Origin of the sequence: Kribbella flavida DSM 17836 (assembly GCF_000024345.1) — a bacterium.
Taxonomy (GTDB): domain Bacteria; phylum Actinomycetota; class Actinomycetes; order Propionibacteriales; family Kribbellaceae; genus Kribbella; species Kribbella flavida.
The window spans coordinates 5,227,869-5,245,654 of record NC_013729.1 but is presented as its reverse complement, the minus strand read 5'-3'; the positions used below and the strand labels follow the sequence as shown (position 1 = coordinate 5,245,654).

Below are 17,786 nucleotides of genomic sequence, written 5' to 3'. Positions count from 1 at the left end.
CTGAGGGTCAGTCCCAGGAGAGGCCGCCGCCGGACTGGTACTCGATCACCCGGGTCTCGAAGAAGTTCTTCTCCTTCTTCAGGTCCATCACCTCCGACATCCAGCCGAACGGGTTGCGGGTCTCGCCGAAGAGGGGGGCGAGGCCGAGCTGCTCGGCGCGGCGGTCGGTGATGAAGTGCATGTACTGCTCGCACAGCTCCGCGGTCAGGCCGAGCATGCCGTTCGGCAGGGTGGCGCGGCCGTAGGCGACCTCCAGCTCGCACGCCTCGGTGAGCATCCGGCGGACCTCGGCCTGGAACGCGGGCGTCCACAGGTGCGGGTTCTCCAGCTTGATCTGGTTGATGCAGTCGATGCCGAAGTTCAGGTGCAGCGACTCGTCGCGCAGGATGTACTGGTACTGCTCGGCGATGCCGACCATCTTGTTGCGCCGGCCGAGGACGAGGATCTGCGCGAAACCGGTGTAGAACCACATCCCCTCGAAGACCACGTAGAAGGCGATCAGGTCCCGCAGGAAGTCGGTGTCGGCCTCCGGCGTCCCGGTGCGGAAGTCGCCGTCTGTCAGGTGCCGGGTGTACTTCAGCGCCCAGGCGTCCTTGGCCGCGATCGACGGCACCTCGCGGTACATGTTGAACAGCTCGCCCTCGTCCAGGCCGAGCGACGTGCAGATGTACTGGAAGGTGTGGGTGTGCACGGCCTCCTCGAACGCCTGGCGCAGCAGGTACTGGCGGCACTCGGGATTGCTCAGCTGCCGGTAGACGGCGAGCACGATGTTGTTCGCGACCAGGGACTCCGCGGTGGCGAAGAAGCCGAGGTTGCGCTTGAGCATCAGCCGCTCGTCCTCGGTCAGACCGTCCTTGGCTCCGGCCGGACGGCGCCAGAGCGCGATGTCGGCCTGCATCGAGACCTCGGTCGGCATCCAGTGGTTGTTGCACGCGGCAAGGTACTTGTCCCATGCCCACTGGTACTTCAGCGGCAGCAGCTGGTTCACGTCGGCGCGGGCGTTGATCATCGCCTTGTCGGCGACCTCGACACGCGTGGCGCCGACGGCGATCGGTGGAGTGGTGGTCGTCATTGACAGGCCTCGCAGTCCTGGTCGTCGATGGCGCAGACCGCGGCGACCGGCTCGACCGGGACGGCGTTCAGCCGGCCGTCGGTCCCTCGCAGGGTGGACTTCTCCACATGGGTCGCCGACTGCGAACGCAGGTAGTAGGTCGTCTTCAGACCGTGGCGCCAGGCCGACCGGTACAACTCGTCCAGCGCCTTGCCCGACGGCTCGGACACGTAAAGGTTGAGCGACTGCGACTGGTCGATCCACTTCTGCCGCCGCGACGCCGCCGCGACCAGCCAGGCCGGATCGATCTCGAAGGCGGTCGCGTAGAGCGTGCGCAGGTCGGCCGGGATCCGCTCGATCCGGTTCAGGACGCCGTCGTGGTACTTCAGGTCGTCGACCATGCGCTGGTCCCACAGTCCGCGCGCCTTGAGGTCGGCGACGAGGTACGGGTTGGCCACGGTGAACTCACCGGACATGTTCGACTTCACGAACAGGTTGCTGTACGTCGGCTCGATCGACTGGCTGACCCCGCAGATGTTGGAGATCGTCGCGGTCGGCGCGATCGCCAGCACGTTGGAGTTGCGCATGCCGTCACGCCGGACCTTCGCGCGCAGGGCGTCCCAGTCCAGCGTCGTGCTGGTGTCGACGTCCAGGTCGCCGCCACGCGCTTCCCGCAGGAGCTCCACCGAGTCGATCGGCAGGATGCCCTGGCTCCACAGCGATCCGTCGTACGTGCGGTACGTGCCGCGCTCGGCGGCCAGGTCGCTCGACGCCTCGATCGCGTGGTAGCTGAGCTGCTCCATCGACGTGTCGGCGAAGGCAACTGCGGCGTCCGAGGCGTACGGGACGCGCAGTGCGAACAGCGCGTCGGCGAATCCCATCAGACCGAGCCCGACCGGGCGGTGCCGCTGGTTGGCACGCTCGGACTCCGGGGTGGTGTAGAAGTTCACGTCGATCACGTTGTCGAGCATCCGCACGGCCGTCCTGACCGTGTCGCGGAGCAGGCCCGCGTCGAGGCCGGCGGGGGTCAGATGCGCGACCAGGTTGACCGAGCCGAGGTTGCAGACGGCGGTCTCGTCGACGGTTGTGTTGAGGGTGATCTCGGTGCACAGGTTGGAGGAGTGCACCACGCCGTCGTGCTGCTGCGGCGACCGCAGGTTGCAGGCGTCCTTGAAGGTGATCCACGGGTGCCCGGTCTCGAACAGCACGGTCAGCATCCGCCGCCACAGGTCGACCGCGCGGACCCGGCGGAACACCCGGATCTCACCCCGGTCCGCGGCCCGCTCGTACTGCTCGTACGCCGCCGCGAAGGCCGCGCCGTACAGATCGTGCAGCCCGGGCACCTCGTCGGGCGAGAACAGGGTCCACCCGGCGTCGGCCTCCACCCGCTGCAGGAACAGGTCGGGCACCCAGTTCGCCGTGTTCATGTCGTGCGTCCGGCGCCGCTCGTCCCCGGTGTTCTTCCGCAGCTCGAGAAACTGCTCGACGTCCACGTGCCACGTCTCCAGGTACGCACAGACCGCGCCCTTGCGTTTTCCGCCCTGATGCACGGCGATCGCGGTGTCGTTGGCGATCTTGAGGAAGGGAACGACGCCCTGGGACTCGCCGTTGGTGCCGCGGATCGTGGCGCCGATGCCGCGGATCGGGGTCCAGTCGTTGCCGAGGCCGCCGGAGTACTTGGCGAGCAGGGCGTTGTTGCGGATGCCGGTGAAGATGCCGGCCAGGTCGTCCTCGACCGTGGTCAGGAAGCACGACGACAGCTGCGGGCGCGTGGTGCCGGCGTTGAACAGCGTCGGTGTCGAGGACATGAAGCGGAACGAGCTGAGCAGCTCGTAGAACTCCAGGGCGCGGGCCTCGCGGTCGTGTTCCTTGAGCGCCATGCCCATCGCGACGCGCAGGAAAAAGGCCTGCGGCAGCTCGAAGCGGGTCTTGTCGATGTGCAGCAGGTAGCGGTCGTACAGCGTCTGCAGGCCGAGGAAGGTGAAGTCGAGGTCACGCTCCGGCCGGATCGCGGCGGCCAGCCGGTCGAGGTCGAAGCTGGCCAGCTCGTGATCGAGCAGCCCTGCCTCGATCCCGACGGCCAGGTAACGCGGGAAGTAGCCGGCGTACGCCGTGCGCATGTCGGCCTGGCTGGCCTGCCGGGGCTCGCCGTGCACCCGGCCGAGCACTTCGCGGCGGATCTGGTCGAGCAGCAACCGTGCGGCCGCCTGGCTGTACTGCGGCTCTTGCTCGACGTACGTGCGGGCGGCCATCACGAGGGCCAGCTCCACCTCGTGCTGCGGGATGCCGTCGTAGCAGGAGCCGAGGGTCTCGGTGAGGATCAGTTCCGGGTCGACAGCGTCCAGGCCGGCGGACGCCTCGGCCACCATCAGCCGGAGCCGCTCGACGTTCAAGGCAGCTGTCGGGGTGGGTGGTGCGGACGGGGAAACGATGGTCACAGGCGCTCTCTCCACAGGAATTCGAAGGGACCAAGATCAGCGACCGGCGGAGGGCGAACTACATCTTGTGGTGCAGTTGACCTACACCCACCAGTCGTAGTGACCCTAAGGCGGTGATCCCATATGTTGTGGGGCGACGCGCCGGGAAGTGCACATCTTGTGGTCTGGGTCAGGCGGCGAGCGCGTGCAGGTCCTGCAGCGTCATGATTTCGGAGCCGTGGTGTATCAGTTCGCGATTGAGCCGGAGCGCGACGTGGCCGAATGGCTCGGCTGCATCCAGCTCGGAGGCCTGGCTGAGGCCGATCGTCATCACCTGCTGCTCGTCCAGCTCGGCGATCGACTGCTGCCAGGCGTCGACCCAGTGCGCCAGCCAGGCGACCGCGTCCCGCGCGTTGCCGTGCAGGGTGATGTCGGCGCGCCCCTGGATCCGCTCGCCGAAGGTCCACTCCCAGCGCTCGAAGAACGTCTCGGTCAGGTGGGCGATCAGCCAGGCGATCGTGCGCGGGCCGCGGTGGTCGGGCTCGTCCGGCCACTGCGCCACCCACTCGCCGCTGCCGAGCGCACGGAAGCGCCCGGCGTGCCGCCGGCGGACCACGGTGAGGGCCTCGGCGCTGGGGCGCCAGAAGTACTGCTCGTCGGTCAGTGCCGCGAGCCGGCCGGACAGCACCATCCAGCTGACCCCGAGCTGGCCCCGCACCATCGCCATCGCCGACGGTCGCTCCAGGATGGCCCAGTCGAACGGTTCCGGCATCACAGATCCTCACGCTCCCCGATTTGATGACGCATCGAACATGTGTTCGAATTGTGGTCGAGACGCCGGCGGAAAGTCAATCAGCACAGCGTGTTGGTCCTGGCACTGACGGCGTGAGGCTGGTAGGGCGTCCACCGCGACAGGCGTCTCCAGGAAGGCGTTCTCTGATCCCCTGACGTCGGTGAGCAGGTTGATGATGAGTTTGAGTGGCGATCCGTGGACCTGGGCTTGGAGAGACTGGGAAGACAGAAGTCGGCGAGGGACGGAGCGGCCCGTGGGGTTGGATGCGGTGGAGTTGGAGCAGGTGGCGGCCAACGAGGCGGACTGGGACGCCCGGGCGCCGTTGCACGCGGCCAGTGACTTCTACGACCGGCCCGCGGAGTTCTGGTTCGCGGAGTACGAGTGGGAGGACCTGGGCGAACTCGCGGGGCGGGAGGTGCTGCACCTGCAGTGTCACCTGGGCACGGAGACGATCGCCTTCGCGCGGCGCGGAGCACGGGTGACCGGGCTCGACCTCTCGGCGCAGTCGCTGACCGAGGCGCGCAGGCTCGCCACCGAGGCGCAGGTGGACATCGAGTACGTGCACGCGAACGTGTACGACGCGGTGCAAGCCCTGCAGGGCCGGACGTTCGACGTCATCTACACCGGCAAGGGAGCGCTCTGCTACCTGCCCGACCTGCCGAAGTGGGTCGACGTGATCAGCCGGCTGCTGAAGCCCGGCGGCATGCTCTACGTCGTCGAGTTCCACCCGCTGCTCAACTCACTCCGTCCGGTCTCGTTGCCGGGGGAGTCCGACGAACTGATCCTGCGCAACGACTACCTGGAAGGCCGCGGAGCGATCGCCCACGAGTCGACGGTGACGTACACCGGGGACGTCGTCCCGGGCCGGCACCGCAGTTTCGAGTGGATGCACGGTCTCGGCGAGCTGGTCACCAGCGTGTCCGCCGGAGGACTCCACCTCGACAGCCTTCGGGAGTCGGAGGTCCTGCCGTGGCCGCGCTGGCCGTCGATGCTGCAGACCGCCGAGGGATGGTGGCGACTGCCGGAGGACGCGCCCCGCATCCCGCTGCTCTTCGCGCTGAAGGCAACGAAGCCCGACGGTTGGGCTACCTGACCGGCAGCAGGGCGTCGCAGAGTTCGACGAGGTGCTCGCGCAATGGACGGGCGCGGGCGGCGAACTCGCGCTGCGCCGCGGCGTAGGTCGCCTTGCCGGCCGGGGTCTCGACCTGCACCGGGTCGTAGCCGAGCGGAGCCAGGTCGTACGGCGAGGCGCGCATGTCGAGGGTGCGGATGTCCTTGGCGAGCGCGAAGCAGTCCAGCAGCAGCGCGCTCGGCACGAACGGCGTCAGCTTCGTGGCCCACTTGTAGAGGTCCATGTTGGCGTGCAGGCAGCCGCCCTGCTCCAGGTCCGGCTGGGCCTCCCGCGTCGGCTGCAGGACGTTGAGCGGTCGCGCCGACGGTGTGAAGAACCGGAAGGCGTCGAAGTGCGAGCAGCCGATCTTGTGCGCATCGACCACCTGGTCGGTGCCCTCGGCCCCTAGCCGCAGCGGCCACTTCTCGTGCCGCACCTCACCTGGTTGCAGCCGGTAGACCATCGCCCACTCGTGCAGCCCGAAGCACCCGAACTGCGGCTGGCGGTTCAGCGTCGCCGCCAGCAACCGCCGGATCCACCGGATGCTGTCACTGCGTCGCTCCACCTCGGCGGGGTCCAGCCGGGCCACCCCGTCGGCGTACAGGTAGCCGCGCCTGCCCTCGTACTGGGCGGCGCCGAGCAGGTGAATTCCCGGGCCGGGGTGCCAGACTCGCAGCTGGTTCGGGCGGGTCGGGTAGTAGGTGAAGAGGAAGTCCTCGACCGGATGAGCCTCGCGCCGGCGGCGCCGTTCCAGGTGCCCGGCGACCAACTCGTCCACCCGCGCCGCGTGCGCGGCGACCAGCGGCTCCCACTCCGCGGGAGTCAGCAGCGTCGGCTCTGCCAAAGGCAGCAGGGTGGACGTCGAGACGGTCACAGCTCTTCCTTGGTCGGTTCCGGATTCACAGGTCCAGGGCGAAGGCGATCAACGCTACGCCGGGCCGTGGGGACCAGTCCCGGTCGGGGATCCGGGTGAAGCCCAGCCGCTGGTACATGCGGTGGGCGGGCAGCATGTAGTCGGCGCTGGACATGACCAGCCGACGGTAGCCGAGTTCGCGGGAGCGGTTGATGCAGTGAACGGTCAGCGCGGTCCCGAGGCCTTGTCCGCGGGCCTTGCCGGAGACCGCGAGCATGCGGAACTCGCCCTCGTCGTCGCGGGCGATCTCGCGGTAGAAGGATCCGGGGCGGCAGTAGGTGACGGTGCCGAGCAGGTCGGTGCCGTCGGTCGCGACCCAGAGCTCGGCCCGTTCCGCACGGTCGGCGGCTGCTCGCAGGGTGTCGCCGAGACCTGACCCGGCCGGGATGAACCCGTCGCTCGCGTAGGCCTCGACGGTCAGCTCGCCGACGGCGGCGTACTCGTCGGGCCGGGCCGGCCGGATGTCGGTTGTCACCGGATAACTGTCTCACCCCGGCCCGGCGGTAGGCTCGGGCCGTTCACTCCACCGACTGAAGGCCTGCCGTGCGTATCGCCAGATTCTCCGTCGACGACGAACCGAAGTACGGGATTGTCGAGACCGACGATCCCGAGGGACTCGTCGGCACCGTCGCCGTGCTCGACTCGGACCCGCTCTACCGGCCGGTCCAGTTCACCGGCGAGACGCTGCAGCTGTCGGACGTCCGGCTGCTGGCCCCGGTGATCCCGCGCAGCAAGGTGGTCTGCGTCGGCCGCAACTACGCCGCGCACGCCGCCGAGCTGGGCAACGACGTGCCGGCCGAGCCGCTGATCTTCCTGAAGCCGAACACGTCGGTGGTCGGTCCGCGCGACGGCATCGTGTACCCCGAGCAGACCAACGACCTGCACTTCGAGGGCGAGCTGGCCGTGGTGATCGGGCGGATCTGCCGCGACCTGCCCCGCGAGCGGGCGCACGAGGTGATCTTCGGCTACACGATCGCCAACGACGTGACCGCGCGTGACCTGCAGAAGTCCGACGGCCAGTGGGCCCGGGCCAAGGGCTACGACACGTTCTGCCCGCTCGGCCCGTGGATCAGCACCGAGCTCGACGTCAGCGACCTGCGGGTCAGCACCGAGCTGAACGGTGAGCTCAAGCAGGACGGACGGACCTCGCAGTTCATCTTCGACATTCCCGAGGTGCTGGCCTACATCACCTCGTTCACCACGTTGCTGCCCGGCGACGTGGTGCTCACCGGCACCCCCGCGGGTGTCGGTCCGATGCTGCCCGGCGACGAGGTCGCGATCAGCGTCGAAGGACTCGGAACTCTGACGAACAAGGTGATCGTGCGTGACTGACCGGCCTGCCGCTGCCCCCTTCGACGACGACAGCGGCGTACTTGGCGGCCTCGAACCGCACCAGGTCCGCCTGCGGTTCGCTCCCTCCCCGACCGGCTACCTGCACGTCGGCAACATCCGGACCGCGCTGTTCGCCTGGGCCTTCGCCCGGCACTACGGCGGCAAGCTGGTGCTGCGGATCGAGGACACCGACGTCGCGCGCAACACCGCCGAGGGACTCCAGTTCACGCTGGACTCGCTGCGCTGGCTGGGCATCGACTGGGACGAGGGCCCCGAGGTCGGCGGCGACTTCGGCCCGTACCAGCAGTCCGAGCGGATGGACGTCTACGCCGACGTGGTCGCCAAGCTGCTCGACGCGGGCCGGGCGTACCACTGCTACTGCTCGCAGGAGGAGCTCGACCAGCGCCGCGAGGCCGCCCGGTCGGCCGGTCAGCACAGCGGGTACGACGGCCACTGCCGCACGCTGACGCCCGAGCAGGTCCAGGCGTACATCGACGAGGGCAGGCGCCCGGTCGTCCGGCTGAGGATGCCGGACCGGCCGATCACCTTCACCGACCTGGTCCGTGGCGAGATCACCTTCCTGCCCGAGAACCTCGGCGACTACGTGCTGGTCCGGGCCAACGGTCACCCGCTCTACCCGCTGGTGAACCCGGTCGACGATGCGCTGATGCAGGTCACCCATGTGCTGCGCGGCGAGGACCTGCTGCCGTCGACGCCGCGCCAGATCGCGCTGTACGAGGCGCTGGCCGAGATCGGCGTCGGGACCGGACGGACGCCGCTGTTCGGGCACCTGCCGTTCGTGATGGGCGAGGGCAACAAGAAGCTGTCCAAGCGCGACCCGGGCTCCGGCCTCGGCGAGTACATGGAGCGCGGCTTCCTGCCCGAGGGCCTGCTGAACTACCTGGCGCTGCTCGGCTGGTCGATCGCCGAGGACCGCGACGTGTTCACGATGGCGGAAATGATCGAGGCGTTCGACATCCGCAAGGTGAACGCGAACGCGGCCCGGTTCGACCCGAAGAAGTGCGAGGCGATCAACGCCTCGCACATGCGGCTGCTCGACCCGGCCGAATTCGGCCGCCGGGTGGTGCCGTTCCTGGCCCAGGCCGGGGTGCTGCCCGCCGAGCCGACCGAGCAGCAGCAGCAGTTGCTGACCGCCGCCGTACCGCTGGTGCAGGAGCGGATGAACACGCTGTCGGAGTCGGTCGACATGCTCGGCTTCCTGTTCGTGCCCGACGAGGCGTTCGCCGTCGACCCGGACGCGGCCGGCAAGGTGCTGACCGGGGACGCCGGCGCCGTGCTCGAGGCGGCGGTGAAGTCGTTGTCGGACCTGTCCGACTGGACCACCGAGGCGATCGAGGCCGCGCTGCGCCAGTCGCTGATCGACGGGCTCGGGCTGAAGCCGAAGAACGCGTTCGGCCCGGTCCGGGTCGCGATCTCCGGCCGCCGGATCTCGCCGCCGCTGTTCGAGTCGCTCGAGCTGCTCGGCCGGGAGCGGTCGCTGCACCGCCTCGAGCAGGCCCGCGCGCTGCTGCCGACGGAGTGACCTGATGGCGTACGACGCGACGCCGCGTCCCGGCTCCACCGCGGACGTCCGCGACCCGGGGCCGCAGCCGTACCACCGGCTGCTGCGCAACCCGGTCACGTCCGGCTGGATGGTGGTCCTGGGCGCCTTCGCGGTGCTGGCCGGCTGGATGTTCGCCAGCCTGGTGATCCAGACGATCCGGCTCAGCATCCACAAGGATCCCGAAGGCACCATCTCGTGGTTCGGGCTGCTGGCGACGAACCTGACCCTGATCGTGCTGATCCCGCTGACGATGCTGGTCGCGACCCGGCTGAACCGGCAGACACCGGGGCTGCTGTCGTCGGTGGTGGGCCGGATCCGGTGGCGGCCGCTGGCCTGGTTCGGGCTGGTCGCGATCGCGGTCGAGCTGCTGATGCTCGGGGTGATCAAGGTCGGCGGCGTCGAACTGCTCGGCGGCAACGGCGGCGTCGCCGCGGACGCGGCGGCGGTGATCGCGGTGACGTTGCTCACCTCGACCTTCCAGGCGGCGGGGGAGGAGTACTTCTTCCGCGGCTACCTGCTGCAGGCGGTCGGTGCGTTCGTCCGCAGCTCGGTGATCGCGGTGCTCGTCACCACCGTGCTGTTCACGATGGCGCACGGGGTGTGGCCGTGGGAGAGCCCGGCGTTGTTCCTGGACCGGTTCGCGTTCGGTCTGGTGGCGGGCATGCTCGTCCTGCGCACCGGGGGGCTGGAGGCGGCGATCGCGGCGCATGCGGCCAACAACGTGATGACGTTCATCTACGCCGCGCTGACGGACTCGGTGAACGCCAGTCTCAACGCGTCGGACGCCAGTTGGTCCCTGGTGGCGGTGGACGTGTCGAAGTTCGTGCTGTTCGGCGTCGTCGCGGTGCTGCTGGCCCGCAAGCAGAACCTGGCGACCACGTGTGACCTGCCGCTGGTGCACGCTCCGGTGGTCGGCGGGCCGGGCAAGAGACTGGTGTGACGGGAGTGACATCCGGGCCCGCCGGGGGCCGTTTTGGTGTCTGAGCCCCGGTTTGGGTATGCTCTCTGAGCCAGGTCGTGAGGGCGGAAACGAGCTCACGAAACCGGTGAAATGCCTTTGGGGTATGGGGTAATTGGCAGCCCGTCTGATTCTGGTTCAGTTAGTCTAGGTTCGAGTCCTAGTACCCCAGCGAGCGATTGGACCCGGCCGATGAAAATCGGTAGAGTCCTTCCTCGTTGCCAGGTCCGCAAGGACCGAGCAACAACCCTCTGGCCCCGTTGTGTAGCGGCCTAGCACGCCGCCCTCTCAAGGCGGTAGCGCGGGTTCGAATCCCGTCGGGGCTACCAGAGAAAAGCGCCTCTCACCACCAGGTGAGAGGCGCTTCTGGTTTTCGGAGAAAGTTTTTGCCTGGTGCCGTTGCCCGATCACCTGACAGCAGTTGCCGGGCTGGGCCCGCGAGCAAGCTCGCGGGAGTGCAGAGCTCCTGCGAGCTTGCTCGCATCCCCAGCCTTCGCGGCGCTCACCGTCGTACGGGTCCCTGCGCCACTACTGCGAGCTTGCTCGCGTGCTCAGAGGGCTCCGGGGGCAGGGGTGCGGCCTGAGCCGTGGGGTGCAAAAGAAAGAAGGCCTCGCCGCGGGGTGTGCGGGAGGCCTTTTCGCGTGCCGGCTACTCCGAGGCGCGGCGGAGGGCTTCGGAGAGGCGTTCGGCGGCGGCCATGACGGCGGGGGCGTGCATCCGGCCGGGCTGGCGGGAGAGTCGCTCGATCGGGCCGGAGACCGACACCGCGGCGATCACCTTGCCGGAGGGGGAGCGGACCGGCGCGGAGACCGACGCGACACCCTGCTCGCGTTCGCCGACCGAGTGGGCCCAGCCGCGCCGCCGTACGCCGGCCAGCGCGGCCGCGTTGAAGGTGGCGTTGTGGAGGCCGCGGTGCATCCGCTCCGGGTCCTCCCAGGCGAGCAGTATTTGCGCGGCCGACCCGGCGGCCATCGTCAGCTGGCTGCCGACCGGCACGGTGTCGCGCAGACCGGACGGACGCTCGGCGGCCGCCACGCAGACCCGGTACTCGCCCTGGCGGCGGAACAGCTGCGCCGACTCACCGGTGATGTCGCGGAGCCGGGCCAGCACCGGGCCGGCGGTCGCCAGCAACCGGTCCTCACCGGCCGCGGAGGCCAACTCGCTCAGGCGCGGGCCGAGCACGAACCGGCCCTGCATGTCACGACCCACCAGCCGGTGGTGCTCGAGCGCGACCGCGAGCCGGTGCGCCGTCGGCCGCGCCAGTCCCGTCGCCGCCACCAGACCGGCCAGGGTCGCCGGCCCGGACTCGAGGGCGGACAGCACGAGAGCTGCTTTGTCGAGAACGCCGACTCCGCTAGAGTTGTCCATGGGACGATATTGCCGTCTCGAATCGTGGAACGCAAGTCGCTTGTGCAGCCCTCGCGGCAGCACTGTAGGAAGGCACCGCGGCGCGCTGCGAGCGACAGAGCACCTCACCACACACCCCGAAGGAGAAGTCTGATGGGCAGGACGTTGTCGGAAAAGGTCTGGGACGCACATGTCGTGCGCCACGCCGACGGGGAACCCGACCTCCTCTACATCGACCTCCACCTGGTGCACGAGGTGACCAGCCCGCAGGCCTTCGACGGGCTGCGGCTGGCCGGCCGGCAGGTCCGCCGCCCGGACCTGACCATCGCGACCGAGGACCACAACGTCCCGACGTACGACGTGGACAAGCCGATCGCCGACCCGGTGTCGCGGACCCAGGTGGAGACGCTGCGCCGCAACGCCGCCGAGTTCGGCATCCGGATCCACACGCTCGGTGACCCCGACCAGGGCGTCGTGCACGTGATCGGCCCCCAGCTCGGGCTGACCCAGCCCGGGATGACCGTGGTCTGCGGTGACAGCCACACCTCGACGCACGGCGCGTTCGGCGCGATCGCGTTCGGCATCGGCACCAGCGAGGTCGAGCACGTACTGGCCACCCAGACTCTGATGCAGGCCCGGCCGAAGACGATGGCGGTCACCGTCGACGGCGTGCTGCCGGATGGCGTCTCCGCCAAGGACCTGGTGCTGTCGCTGATCGCCAAGGTCGGCACCGGCGGCGGCCAGGGCTACATCGTCGAGTACCGCGGCGAGGCGATCCGCGCGCTGACCATGGAAGCCCGGATGACGATCTGCAACATGTCGATCGAGTGGGGCGCCAAGGCCGGCATGATCGCGCCGGACGAGACCACCTTCGCCTACCTCAAGGACAAGCCGCACGCGCCGCAGGGCGTCGACTGGGAGGCCGCGGTCGAGTACTGGAAGAGCCTGGCCACCGACGACGACGCGACCTTCGACCGCGAGGTCGTGCTGCGCGCCGAGGAGATCGCCCCGTTCGTCACCTGGGGCACCAACCCCGGCCAGGGCGTGCCGCTGTCGGCGAACGTGCCGGCGCCGGACGACTTCGACAACGAGAACGACCGGGTCGCCGCCGAGCGCGCGCTGGAGTACATGGGCCTCACCGCCGGTACGCCGCTGCGCGAGGTCCAGGTCGACACCGTCTTCCTCGGCTCCTGCACCAACGGCCGGATCGAGGACCTGCGCGCGGCCGCCGGAGTGCTGGCCGGCCGGAAGGTTGCCGACGGCACCCGGATGCTGGTGGTGCCGGGGTCGGGCCGGGTCCGGCTGCAGGCCGAGGCCGAGGGCCTGGACAAGATCTTCAAGGACGCCGGCGCCGAGTGGCGCGGCGCGGGCTGCTCGATGTGCCTGGGCATGAACCCGGACCAGCTGGCGCCGGGCGAGCGCAGCGCGTCGACGTCCAACCGCAACTTCGAAGGACGGCAGGGCAAGGGCGGCCGGACCCACCTGGTCTCGCCGCTGGTCGCCGCCGCCACCGCCGTCACCGGAACGCTGGCCGCGCCGGCCGACCTGCCGCCGGTTCAGGTCGCCGTACCCGAGAACGTCTGAGGACAGGAACCATGGAAGCCTTCACCCAGCACATCGGCACGGCCGCTCCGCTGCGCCGCAGCAACGTCGACACCGACCAGATCATCCCGGCGGTCTACCTCAAGCGGGTCACCCGGACCGGCTTCGAGGACGGCCTGTTCGCCGCCTGGCGCAACGACCCGGCCTTCGTCCTGAACCAGCCGGAGTACGACGGCGTCTCGGTGCTGGTCGCCGGGCCCGACTTCGGTACCGGGTCCTCCCGTGAGCACGCGGTGTGGGCGCTGCTCGACTACGGGTTCCGGGTGGTCGTGTCGTCGCGGTTCGGCGACATCTTCCGGGGCAACTCCGGCAAGGCGGGCCTGCTCGCCGCGCTCGTCACCCAGGACGTCGTCGAGCAGCTCTGGACGACGATCGAGAACGACCCCGGCACCAAGGTGACGGTCGACCTGGAGGCGAAGACGATCTCGGCCGGGGACCTGTCGGCGCCGTTCGAGATCGACGACTACACGCGGTACCGGCTGCTGAACGGGCTCGACGACGTCGGCATCACGCTGTCGCACGTGGACGACATCGAGGCGTACGAGGCGACCCGCCCGGCGTTCAAGCCGGCGACCCTGCCTGCCAAGGCCTGATCCTGCGTCATTGCACCACCTCGTTCTCTTGTGCGTGTGCACTTGGGGCGGGGTGGTGCCTTTGTGTTGGTGCGTGCGCGTGGTTGATCCCCGCGCGGGCCCCTCGCTCGCTGCCGTTCGCGCGGTGCCTGCTCCCGCCCATCCGTTGTTGAGTGCGCGTGCTGTCGCCCCTTCTGGAATGCGTGCTGTCGCCTGCCTAGCTGTGCGTGCTGTCGCCCGCGAAGGCGGCGATGCTGCGGGTCCGGTCGCCCCTGTCGGAGGACGACCTTGGCAGCGACCACCGGCGACCAGATCCCAGGGACCGTGCCCTGCGTCAGCGACAGGTAGCTCGCGAGGAAGCCCTTTGTCCGGTGGGGATTCGCCTCCTCGAACCCCACCCAACCCCACACTCCCCGGAAACCCCCGCGTAACGCAGCGCTCATCCCCGGCGATAACTCCGGTGTTACCCTTGCGGGGTTGTCCGGACAAGGCGTGCGAGATCTAGGAGGTGAGGCGCTGATGACCAGTGACCCCTCCAGACATACCGATCTCGCTCGACCTCGAGGCAACTGACTCCTCGGCCAGGTCAGCCCACCCCGCGCGAGCTCTGGCGTTGTCGGGGGTGGGTTGTGGTGCGCGGCGTGCCGCGGAGGTCGGGCAGACGAAGGCCCTGCTGCATCCGTCTGCACTTTCCCTGGAGGACTCATGTCCGACCTGCGCCTGCGCACTCTTCGCGCCTTCGGCCGTACCCCTTCGTTGCGGGCTGCCGCTCGCCGGTACGCCGGGGGGCTGCCGACTTCGCCTGGACCGGTGGAGACCGCTCCGGCCGAGCATGGCTCGCACACCAAGCCCAAGGGGCACAGCGTTGTCGACAGTGCGATCTACTGCGACGGGCGGCGCGTGGCGTCACCGGAGTCGCTGGCCGACACCTACCAGGTGCTGCACGAGGCGCCGAAAAGCCTGGCCTGGATCGGGCTGTACCGGCCGGACCGGCGGGAGCTGACCTCGCTGGCGCAGGAGTTCGACCTGCACGAGCTGGCGATCGAGGACGCGATCCAGGCGCACCAGCGGCCGAAGCTGGAGCGGTACGGGGACACGTTGTTCGTGGTGCTGAAGGCCGCGCGCTACCGGGACGCGGCCGAGGAGGTCGAGTTCGGCGAGGTGCACGTGTTCGTCGGTCCGGACTTCGTGGTGACGGTCCGGCACGCCGAGGCGCCCAACCTGGCCGCGGTACGGCGCCGGGTGGAACGCGATCCCGAGCTGCTGCGGCAGGGCACTGAGGCGGTGCTCTACGCGATCATGGACAAGGTCGTCGACGGGTACGCGCCGGTGGTCGCCGGGCTCGAGAACGACATCGACGAGATCGAGACCGAGGTGTTCCGCGGCGACCCGAAGGTGTCGCGGCGCATCTACGAGCTGTCCCGTGAGGTGATCGAGTTCCAGCGCGCGACCCGGCCGCTGGTCGGCATGCTGGACTCGTTGCGGGCGGGTTTCGACAAGTACGGCGTGGACGAGGAACTGCAGCGGTCCCTGCGCGACGTCGCCGACCACGTCACCCAGGTGGTGGAGAAGGTGGACGGCTTCCGCGAGCTGCTGCGCGACATTCTGACCGTGAACGCGACGCTGGTCGCCCAGCAGCAGAACGAGGAGATGAAGTCCCTCACCGTCGCCAGCAACGCGCAGAACGAAGAGGTGAAGCGGATCTCCGCGTGGGCGGCGATCCTGTTCGCGCCGACGCTGATCGGCACCGTCTACGGGATGAACTTCGACGTGATGCCGGAGCTGCACTGGCAGTGGGGCTACCCGTTCGCCATCGGCCTGATGGCTTTGGTGTGCGGCAGTCTGCACCAGGTCTTCAAGCGCCGCGGCTGGCTCTGACGCCGATCGCCTGCGGCAGGCACGGTTTCGCCGACGGGCACTGGTCTGCAAAGACCGAGACCTTTGGAGGCAGAAGATGTGGTTGTTCCTGCGCCGGCGCCTGATCATGTGGGTCGTGCTGGCGATCGCGGTGCCGGTGGTGGACTGGTTGCTGGGCAAGGTGGGTGAGGTCCTGCGGGCCCGCAAGGGCGACAGTGCGGTGACCCGAGGGCTCGACACCGCCCGGTCCGGCCTGCGATCGCTGCGCGGAAAGCGTCGCTGAACCGGCCTTCGGAACTCCGCGACGACCCCGAACGACGTGTCGCAGGGGCTGTGGCGGGAGTCACCGAAGGTCGCCGGATCGTTGCTCAGAAGGGAATCCGCAGCCCGCGAAAGGCCGATTCGGGGCCTTTTCGGGCCCGAATCGCCCAAAACAAGGACGAATAACCGCGTTGGTGTTTGTGAACTCCCCGATGAGTCCATAACGTTCACGTGAGATCGAGCGCTGTGCTCGACGCCTACGTTCACGGAGGGAAGCAGTGAACAAGAGCCAGTTGGTCGAAGCGCTCGCAGTGCACTTCGACGGAAATCGCCGTTCGGCCCAGCACGCCCTGGAGTCGGTCATCGACACCGTCCAGCGCGAGCTGACCAAGAAGGGCGGCAAGGTCGCCATCACCGGGTTCGGTGCCTTCGAGGCCATCGAGCGTGGTGCCCGCATGGTTCGCAACCCGCGGACCGGCGAGACCAAGCGTGCCAAGAAGACCGTGGTTCCGAAGTTCCGTGCGGGTGCGGAGCTGAAGGCCGTCGTCTCCGGTGCGAAGAAGCTGCCGAAGCTGACCACGCCGAAGCCCGGCGCGACCGCCACCAAGGCAGCCGCTCCGGCCAAGAAGGCCCCGGCCAAGACCGTCGCGACCAAGACCGCCGCCAAGAAGGCGCCGGCCAAGGCCGCCGCCACCAAGACGGTCGCCAAGAAGGCCCCGGCCAAGAAGGCCCCGGCCAAGGCCGCCGCCACCAAGACGGTCGCCAAGAAGGCCCCGGCCAAGAAGGCCCCGGCCAAGACCGTCGCGAAGAAGGCGCCGGCCAAGAAGGCCCCTGCCAAGAAGGCGCCGGCCAAGAAGGCCACGTCCCGCTGACCTTCGGGCAGTGCGGTCCCAGCACCACCGCGAAGGCCGGTCACCCCACGCCAGGGGCGACCGGCCTTCGCCGTGCCGGGAAGATGTCGACGGCAACGTCCGCCGTACGCCGGACCTGCGGGGCAGCCGCTGCGGGGAAGGCGCCGCGGGTGCGGGGGAGCGAGAGAGCCGGAGTGCGGGCGGAGACCAGGACGGCTACCGTGGGGCCATGCAGGCGACTGTGAGCCGTTACGACGAAGCGTCCCGCTCCGGCACGGTGCTGACCGACACGGGTGTCGAGTACCCGTTCAGCGCCGGCGAGATGGCCGGTACGCCGGTACGGTCGTTCCGCACCGGTCAGCGGGTCCGGATCGAGACCAGCGGATCAGGCGCCGGCACGGTGATCAGCAAGATCGACTTCATCACCCTGCACTGAGAACACCCGCCGACGGCGGGTTGGTCAACACGCCTAGCAGGCAAGCCCTTCGGAACCGGTCGCCGCGCCGAGAACGAGCGACAGCACGTCGGCGGTCCGCGGACCGACGCCCAGCTGCACGGCGTGCGCGAGATCCGCGGCGGTGTCCACGTCGCGGCGCAACGACGGGATCGACTCCAGTTCGAGCGGCACCGCGCCGGACGCCTGGTGCGCCAACGCCGATCCCACCCCGAAGCGTGGATCCAGCGCGACGCCGGCCGCTGCCGCCAGCATCGTCGTACCGGTGCCGGGCTGGTCGATGACGAAGCTGCGGGCGGCCGTACAGGCCGCGAGGGCGGCGGTGAGCTCGGCCGGGCGAAGGGCCGGCAGGTCCGCGGACAACGCGGCCACACCGGATTCCCCGAACTCGGCAACGGCCGCGGCGGCACCGTGCTCCAGAGCCTCGTTGAGACCCGCGCCGGGCAGATCGGCGATCACCCGGGCCCCGGCCTCGGTGACGTCACCGGCGACCAGAGGATCGTCGGTGACGACCAGAACCGCACGCACCAGGGCAGAGCCGAGCGCGGCCGCGACGGTGTCGGCGGCGAAGGCACGCGCCAGCTCCGGGCGGTGCTGAGGGTAGGCCGCAGCGAGCCGGCTCTTGGCGATCGCCGTACGCTTCACCGGGATCACCAGCGTCCAGGGAGCGACCTGTAGGTCTGCCATCAGGCAGGATTCTCC

Annotated in this window: 17 protein-coding genes and 2 tRNA genes; 12 read left to right on the top strand and 7 right to left on the bottom strand. The window is 69.3% G+C overall.

Annotated features, from left to right (window positions below):
* Positions 1 to 7 precede the first annotated feature (7 nt).
* The 3 genes from KFLA_RS24140 to KFLA_RS24130 all read right to left on the bottom strand — a co-directional run bounded on the left by KFLA_RS24140 (position 8) and on the right by KFLA_RS24130 (position 4,240).
* On the bottom strand, positions 8 to 1,072 hold the full coding sequence (locus tag KFLA_RS24140) for a ribonucleotide-diphosphate reductase subunit beta (RefSeq protein WP_012922439.1): 1,065 nt from the start codon (positions 1,070 to 1,072) through the stop codon (positions 8 to 10).
* The gene (locus KFLA_RS24135) at positions 1,069 to 3,489 is read right to left on the bottom strand and encodes a ribonucleoside-diphosphate reductase subunit alpha (protein WP_012922438.1); all 2,421 of its coding nucleotides are present in this window, start codon (positions 3,487 to 3,489) and stop codon (positions 1,069 to 1,071) included. Before KFLA_RS24135 ends, KFLA_RS24140 begins: the two co-directional genes overlap by 4 nt.
* Before the next feature lie 169 nt (positions 3,490 to 3,658).
* The gene (locus tag KFLA_RS24130; RefSeq protein ID WP_012922437.1) at positions 3,659 to 4,240 is read right to left on the bottom strand and encodes a DinB family protein; all 582 of its coding nucleotides are present in this window, start codon (positions 4,238 to 4,240) and stop codon (positions 3,659 to 3,661) included.
* A gap of 274 nt (positions 4,241 to 4,514) precedes the next feature.
* On the opposite strand from KFLA_RS24130, the gene KFLA_RS24125 reads away from it, so the two are divergent.
* Positions 4,515 to 5,354, top strand: a complete 840-nt coding sequence (locus tag KFLA_RS24125; protein ID WP_012922436.1) for a class I SAM-dependent methyltransferase — start codon at positions 4,515 to 4,517, stop codon at positions 5,352 to 5,354.
* On the opposite strand, the gene KFLA_RS24120 is transcribed toward KFLA_RS24125, so the two are convergent.
* Both KFLA_RS24120 and KFLA_RS24115 read right to left on the bottom strand, forming a co-directional pair.
* Positions 5,347 to 6,246, bottom strand: coding sequence for a hypothetical protein (locus tag KFLA_RS24120; protein ID WP_012922435.1), 900 nt, complete (start codon positions 6,244 to 6,246; stop codon positions 5,347 to 5,349). The genes KFLA_RS24125 and KFLA_RS24120 overlap by 8 nt on opposite strands.
* 25 nt (positions 6,247 to 6,271) lie before the next feature.
* The gene (locus tag KFLA_RS24115) at positions 6,272 to 6,760 is read right to left on the bottom strand and encodes a GNAT family N-acetyltransferase (protein WP_012922434.1); all 489 of its coding nucleotides are present in this window, start codon (positions 6,758 to 6,760) and stop codon (positions 6,272 to 6,274) included.
* A gap of 68 nt (positions 6,761 to 6,828) precedes the next feature.
* Here KFLA_RS24115 and KFLA_RS24110 point away from each other — a divergent pair, with 68 nt between their 5' ends.
* From KFLA_RS24110 to KFLA_RS24090, 5 genes are all read left to right on the top strand, one after another.
* Positions 6,829 to 7,617: a fumarylacetoacetate hydrolase family protein gene (locus KFLA_RS24110; protein WP_012922433.1), complete on the top strand. Its 789-nt coding sequence runs from the start codon at positions 6,829 to 6,831 to the stop codon at positions 7,615 to 7,617.
* Positions 7,610 to 9,160, top strand: coding sequence for a glutamate--tRNA ligase (gene gltX / locus KFLA_RS24105; protein WP_012922432.1), 1,551 nt, complete (start codon positions 7,610 to 7,612; stop codon positions 9,158 to 9,160). Before KFLA_RS24110 ends, gltX begins: the two co-directional genes overlap by 8 nt.
* Before the next feature lie 4 nt (positions 9,161 to 9,164).
* The gene (locus KFLA_RS24100) at positions 9,165 to 10,121 is read left to right on the top strand and encodes a CPBP family intramembrane glutamic endopeptidase (RefSeq protein ID WP_012922431.1); all 957 of its coding nucleotides are present in this window, start codon (positions 9,165 to 9,167) and stop codon (positions 10,119 to 10,121) included.
* 118 nt (positions 10,122 to 10,239) lie between these two features.
* A tRNA-Gln gene (locus tag KFLA_RS24095) sits at positions 10,240 to 10,311 on the top strand.
* Positions 10,312 to 10,392: 81 nt separating this feature from the next.
* Positions 10,393 to 10,468, top strand: a tRNA-Glu gene (locus KFLA_RS24090).
* Between the two features lie 320 nt (positions 10,469 to 10,788).
* On the opposite strand, the gene KFLA_RS24085 is transcribed toward KFLA_RS24090, so the two are convergent.
* Positions 10,789 to 11,508 carry an IclR family transcriptional regulator gene (locus KFLA_RS24085; RefSeq protein WP_012922430.1) on the bottom strand — a complete coding sequence of 240 codons (720 nt, stop codon included), beginning with the start codon at positions 11,506 to 11,508 and terminating at the stop codon, positions 10,789 to 10,791.
* Between the two features lie 132 nt (positions 11,509 to 11,640).
* Between KFLA_RS24085 and leuC the strand changes: the two genes are divergently transcribed.
* The 6 genes from leuC to KFLA_RS24055 all read left to right on the top strand — a co-directional run bounded on the left by leuC (position 11,641) and on the right by KFLA_RS24055 (position 17,066).
* Entirely contained in the window at positions 11,641 to 13,071 is a 1,431-nt protein-coding gene (gene leuC / locus KFLA_RS24080) for a 3-isopropylmalate dehydratase large subunit (protein WP_012922429.1), read from the top strand.
* Positions 13,072 to 13,082: 11 nt separating this feature from the next.
* On the top strand, positions 13,083 to 13,682 hold the full coding sequence (gene leuD / locus KFLA_RS24075) for a 3-isopropylmalate dehydratase small subunit (protein ID WP_012922428.1): 600 nt from the start codon (positions 13,083 to 13,085) through the stop codon (positions 13,680 to 13,682).
* Between the two features lie 684 nt (positions 13,683 to 14,366).
* On the top strand, positions 14,367 to 15,539 hold the full coding sequence (gene corA, locus KFLA_RS24070; protein WP_012922427.1) for a magnesium/cobalt transporter CorA: 1,173 nt from the start codon (positions 14,367 to 14,369) through the stop codon (positions 15,537 to 15,539).
* Positions 15,540 to 15,615: 76 nt separating this feature from the next.
* A complete protein-coding gene (locus KFLA_RS24065; RefSeq protein WP_012922426.1) occupies positions 15,616 to 15,801 on the top strand; it encodes a hypothetical protein in 186 nt (61 codons plus the stop codon).
* 256 nt (positions 15,802 to 16,057) lie between these two features.
* The gene (locus KFLA_RS24060) at positions 16,058 to 16,651 is read left to right on the top strand and encodes an HU family DNA-binding protein (protein WP_012922425.1); all 594 of its coding nucleotides are present in this window, start codon (positions 16,058 to 16,060) and stop codon (positions 16,649 to 16,651) included.
* Positions 16,652 to 16,859: 208 nt separating this feature from the next.
* Entirely contained in the window at positions 16,860 to 17,066 is a 207-nt protein-coding gene (locus KFLA_RS24055; protein ID WP_012922424.1) for a hypothetical protein, read from the top strand.
* A 33-nt stretch (positions 17,067 to 17,099) separates the two neighbouring features.
* Here the strand turns inward: KFLA_RS24055 and cofC are convergent, their stop codons facing one another.
* Positions 17,100 to 17,771 carry a 2-phospho-L-lactate guanylyltransferase gene (gene cofC, locus KFLA_RS24050; RefSeq protein WP_012922423.1) on the bottom strand — a complete coding sequence of 224 codons (672 nt, stop codon included), beginning with the start codon at positions 17,769 to 17,771 and terminating at the stop codon, positions 17,100 to 17,102.
* Positions 17,772 to 17,786 lie beyond the last annotated feature (15 nt).